This is a genomic window from Bradyrhizobium sp., assembly GCF_016462955.1.
Classification (GTDB): domain Bacteria; phylum Pseudomonadota; class Alphaproteobacteria; order Rhizobiales; family Xanthobacteraceae; genus Bradyrhizobium.
Genome location: NZ_JAEMSD010000237.1, coordinates 1 through 4,408, shown reverse-complemented (window position 1 = coordinate 4,408; position 4,408 = coordinate 1). Strand labels below are relative to the sequence as shown.

5 protein-coding genes are annotated in these 4,408 nt (G+C 63.0%); 4 read left to right on the top strand and 1 reads right to left on the bottom strand.

Annotation, left to right across the window (positions count from 1 at the left end; translation table 11 throughout):
* Nucleotides 1-218 precede the first annotated feature (218 nt).
* A complete protein-coding gene (locus tag JHD07_RS22445) occupies nucleotides 219-500 on the bottom strand; it encodes a hypothetical protein (RefSeq protein ID WP_291625887.1) in 282 nt (93 codons plus the stop codon).
* A 325-nt stretch (nucleotides 501-825) separates the two neighbouring features.
* Here JHD07_RS22445 and JHD07_RS22440 point away from each other — a divergent pair, with 325 nt between their 5' ends.
* The 4 genes from JHD07_RS22440 to JHD07_RS22425 all read left to right on the top strand — a co-directional run.
* Entirely contained in the window at nucleotides 826-1,677 is an 852-nt protein-coding gene (locus JHD07_RS22440) for a 3-hydroxybutyryl-CoA dehydrogenase (RefSeq protein WP_291625885.1), read from the top strand.
* A 135-nt stretch (nucleotides 1,678-1,812) separates the two neighbouring features.
* Entirely contained in the window at nucleotides 1,813-2,277 is a 465-nt protein-coding gene (locus JHD07_RS22435) for a group III truncated hemoglobin (RefSeq protein WP_291625897.1), read from the top strand.
* 237 nt (nucleotides 2,278-2,514) lie between these two features.
* Nucleotides 2,515-3,168 carry a Rieske 2Fe-2S domain-containing protein gene (locus JHD07_RS22430; RefSeq protein ID WP_291625883.1) on the top strand — a complete coding sequence of 218 codons (654 nt, stop codon included), beginning with the start codon at nucleotides 2,515-2,517 and terminating at the stop codon, nucleotides 3,166-3,168.
* Nucleotides 3,169-3,300: 132 nt separating this feature from the next.
* Nucleotides 3,301-4,408 (top strand): PQQ-binding-like beta-propeller repeat protein (locus tag JHD07_RS22425; RefSeq protein WP_291625881.1); only part of this gene is annotated, 1,108 nt, incomplete at its 3' end.

The following is a 4,408-nucleotide window of genomic DNA, read 5'->3' as shown; positions in this document are numbered from 1 at the left end:
GTCCAAGAGATACTCGGCGTGAGGCAATCGCTGATTCGCCAGCAACGAGAAAACCTGCCCCGGCCGTCACACTCGTGTCAATGTAGGGAGGACCAATTGCAGAACATCGCCCATTTACTGCGTGGGGCACTTTGCGGGCGTGCGATCCGCCTTTGCCGATGCAGGTGCTGCTTGGAGTGAGAGGGGACGCCTGTCCCCTCTCGGGATCGATCGTCAGGTCATTTACCGGAGCCTGCGCTGCCGGAGCCCGCGCTTCCGCCGGCCTGGCTACCCATGTTGTTCGTGTTGCCGCCGGTCGACGGCTGCTGCCCTTTGCCGTCGCTGACTTCGTTCTGCATGTTCGACGCCCGTCCCGTCGTCATGCCCTTGGTTGCGGGGCCTCGCGATGAGGGGCCCACGTCGCTTTGACCGGACGCGCCCGGTACAGGTTGTGTCTGGGCTGAGGCGCTACCCGTTGCCAGCGCCATGATACATGCGGATGCCAGGATGATCTTTTTCATGGGACTTTCCTTGACGTTTACGTCCTGAGACAATCCACCTGTGCTGAAATCGTTCGTTCGACCTGACGCTGTTGCTCTGGCGCGATGCCGCGGCCCCGCGTCCGCGTTCCTGCGTCCTCTGGCAAGGGAGAAAATCCGTCAAATCGGGCAGGGAGCAGCCCAAATCCTGCCGCGGCGCGGCTGGGCCGGCTGTATTCCGTCCATGGATGCATTATGGGAACAGGATCGGGTCGCGCTGGCCCATTGGCAGTGCTAGACCCCGGTGCAGGAACAATGGGCCGGGCCGCCAAAGGCACGCGCCGCAAGGATGAAAGGATGTGACGCAATGATCCAGACCGTTGGCATCATCGGGGCAGGGACCATGGGGAATGGCATCGCGCAGGTTTGCGCCGCGGCCGGGCTCTCGGTCGTGATGGTCGATATTTCCGATGCGGCGGTGAATCGCGGGCTTGCGACCGTGGGCGGCAGCCTCGAGCGGTTGGTCAAGAAAGAGAAGATGTCGGCGGCCGACCGCGAGGCGGCGCTCAAGCGCATCACCGGCACCACCGACCGGGCGAAGCTGGCGGATTGCGACCTGGTCATCGAGGCTGCGACCGAGAACGAGGAGCTCAAGGTCAAGATCCTGAAGGATCTCTGCGCCACCCTCTCGCCGCGCACGCTTCTCGCAACCAACACGTCGTCGATCTCGATCACCAAGCTTGCAGCCGCTACCGATCGTCCGGACCGCTTCATCGGCATGCACTTCTTCAACCCGGTGCCGGTGATGGCGCTGCTCGAGCTCATTCGCGGCCTGCAGACCTCCGATGACACCCATGCCAAGGCGCTGGATTTCGCCAAGCGCGTCGGCAAGGTGGCGATCACGGCCAAGAACAGCCCGGGCTTCGCCGTCAACCGCATCCTGTGCCCGATGATCAACGAGGCGATCTTCGCGCTCCAGGAGGGAATCGCGACGGCGGAAGAGATCGACGCCGGCATGAAGCTCGGCTGCAACCACCCGATCGGGCCGCTGGCGCTCGCCGATCTCGTCGGGCTCGACACCATGCTTTCGGTGATGGAGGTCTTTTACAAGGGCTTCAACGACCCCAAATATCGTCCAGCACCGCTGCTGAAAGAGATGGTCGATGCCGGTCATCTCGGCCGCAAGACCGGGCAGGGGTTTTATACGTATAGCGCCTGACCAAGGCAGTGGCGGCGGGCCCGAGCGCCCGCCGCCAGAGCCCCGGCAATTTGCGCTGGGACAAAGACGCCCTGCGCGACGTGCCCGACAATGCCGATGGGGCGCCTGCGGGAACAACGGAACGATTGCAAGGACATGTCGGATCGACTGAAGGCCGAACGGGAAGCTGCGGCCGCGCGACGGAACCTGTTGACCCAGGATGCGATCGAGCGCACCGGGATCACCGAGGAAATGATCGGAGAACTCGTGACCCGTTTCTACGGGCGTGTGTGCGAGGACGCGCTGCTGGGGCCGGTCTTCGCGGTCGTGCGGGACTGGGACGAGCATCTCTCCAAGCTCCGGGATTTCTGGTCGTCGGTCGTGCTGACGAGCGGCCGTTATCATGGTTCGCCGATGCGGGCGCACCTGCCGCTGAATTTGGCCGGCGGCCATTTCGACCGCTGGCTCGACCTGTTCGAACAGACCGCGCGCGAAGTCTGCCCGCCCAACGCGGCCGCGCTTTTCATCGATAAGGCGCGTCGCATCGCCGATAGCTTTGAGATGGCATCGGCGACGGTCGCAGGCCGCATCGCTTCGCCGCGCCACGTGCTCAGGCCGTGAAAGCGAGAAAGCCCGCTGAAGCGAGCCAGTGCGCCTCGTAACGCGTTGCACCAATTCCAGCAGCATCGGTCTGATCTGCAAAATCATCATGCCGCTCGCGCAATGCGACGTAGATTGTCGAAAACACGTTTGCTTGCGTTCATGCTCGTTCAATCAAAGCGAGTAAGGCCATATTGATGCACTGCGGCGCCAATTCTTCGCCTTGTTTTCGGCTGAGTCCCAGCGCCTGCTAGCGGGATGGCTCGCACATCGTTCGATATCCATTCTTCATCCTCCGAGAGTGTTATGGGACCCGAAGTCGACGCGGGTTCTGAGCAGACGCGCCGAACGATGCTGCTGGGTGCGCTTGCCACCACGGCCTGTCTCGGCTGTTCCACTGGAGCTCGCGCAGGTGAGGATCCGCCCGGCTCTGACGAGCGGCCGCAGAAGGGCGACCTGCTCGTCTTCTCCGACGGTGACCGGGAAGGCAAGCTCGTCACCGCGGCCGATCTCAAGGTCGGCGCACCACCGGTCCATGCCTGGCCGAAGGATCCCAACACATCGGTGGTGCGCAGCGGTTCACGGCTCAACGAGATCCTGATCATCAAGCTCGATCCCGCCGAACTCGACGAAAAAACCCGCGTGCGCGCCGTCGAAGGCATCATCGCCTATTCGGCGATCTGTTCGCATGCGGGCTGTCCCGTTACCGCCTGGGTGAAAAGCGATGTCGGCGACAAGGTGGTGTTCAAGTGCATGTGCCACAACTCCGAATTCGATCCGCGTGCCGGCGCGCAGGTCGTGTTCGGGCCGGCGCCGCGGCGGCTCGCGGCGTTGCCCCTGGCGCTGGCTGACGGATCGCTCAGCATCGCCGGCAACTTCATCGGAAAGGTAGGTGGCGCGCAGCCAGGATGATGGACGTTGCGGGCTCTGCCCGCGTCACGAGAAGCGGCCGCCTCCGCCCACGGGCGGACGAGGGGACGACGACAAGAATCCACAACAAGAATTCAAAACAAGAATTCACACGGATGAAAAAGGGGAACGTCCATGAGAACTTCCATCACCGGGAAGCAATGGTTACTATCCGGCTTCGTCGCATTCACCTGTCTCGCCTCGAGCGCCGCCGTGTCAGGCCCGATCGAGAACTATGCTCCGGTCACCGCGCAACGCTTGGAGAATCCCGAGCCGAGCAACTGGATGCTCTACCGTCGCACTTATGATGGGCACGGCTACAGCCCGCTCGAACAGATCAACACCTCCAACGTCAAGAACCTCACGCCGGTCTGGACCTTTTCCACGGGCGTGGTCGAGGGGCACCAGGCCCCGCCGATCGTCAACAACGGCGCGATGTTCGTGACGACTCCGATGGGGCAGGTGATCGCGCTGAACGCGAAGACCGGCGACGAATATTGGCGCTACAAGCGGCAGCTTCCCGACGATCTCTTCCAACTGCATCCGACCAACCGCGGCGTCGGCCTGTGGGAGGACAAGCTCTACCTCGCGACCACCGACGACCATGTCGTCGCGCTCGATGCCAAGACCGGCAAGGTGGTGTGGGATACCAAGGTGCAGGATTACAGGAAGGGCCAGTACCTGACGCTGATGCCGTTGATCGTCGAGGGCAAGGTCATCGTCGGCGGCTCCGGCGGCGAGTTCGGCGTGCGCGGCTATGTCGTCGCTTATGATGCCAAGGACGGCAAGGAGCTGTGGCGGACCTACACCATCCCCGGCGAAGGTGAACCCGGTCACGACACCTGGCAGGGCGACGACTGGAAGAATGGCGGCGGTTCGGCCTGGATGACCGGCAATTACGACAAGGAGACCAAGACGATCTATTGGGGCGTCGGCAACGCCGCACCATGGCCCGGCGACTCGCATCCCGGCGACAATCTCTACACATCCTCGGTGCTCGCGCTGGATCCCGACACCGGCAAGATCGAGGCCTATCACCAGTATCATCAGAACGATTCCTGGGACTGGGACGAGGTCGAAGCGCCGATGCTGATCGACCTGCAACGCGATGGCCGCACCATCAAGAGCCTGGTGCATCCGGGACGCGACGCGATCTTCTGGGTGCTCGAGCGGACGCCGACCAAGATCAACTACGTCGCCGGCTGGCCCTTCGTCTTCACCGACGTCTGGAAGGGTATCGACG

Excerpts from the sequence above, each read along its gene's own strand:
- JHD07_RS22440 (WP_291625885.1), top strand. The coding sequence starts at position 826 with ATGATCCAGACCGTTGGCATCATCGGGGCAGGGACCATGGGGAATGGC.
- JHD07_RS22445 (WP_291625887.1), bottom strand. The coding sequence starts at position 500 with ATGAAAAAGATCATCCTGGCATCCGCATGTATCATGGCGCTGGCAACG.
- JHD07_RS22435 (WP_291625897.1), top strand. The coding sequence starts at position 1,813 with ATGTCGGATCGACTGAAGGCCGAACGGGAAGCTGCGGCCGCGCGACGG.
- JHD07_RS22430 (WP_291625883.1), top strand. The coding sequence starts at position 2,515 with ATGGCTCGCACATCGTTCGATATCCATTCTTCATCCTCCGAGAGTGTT.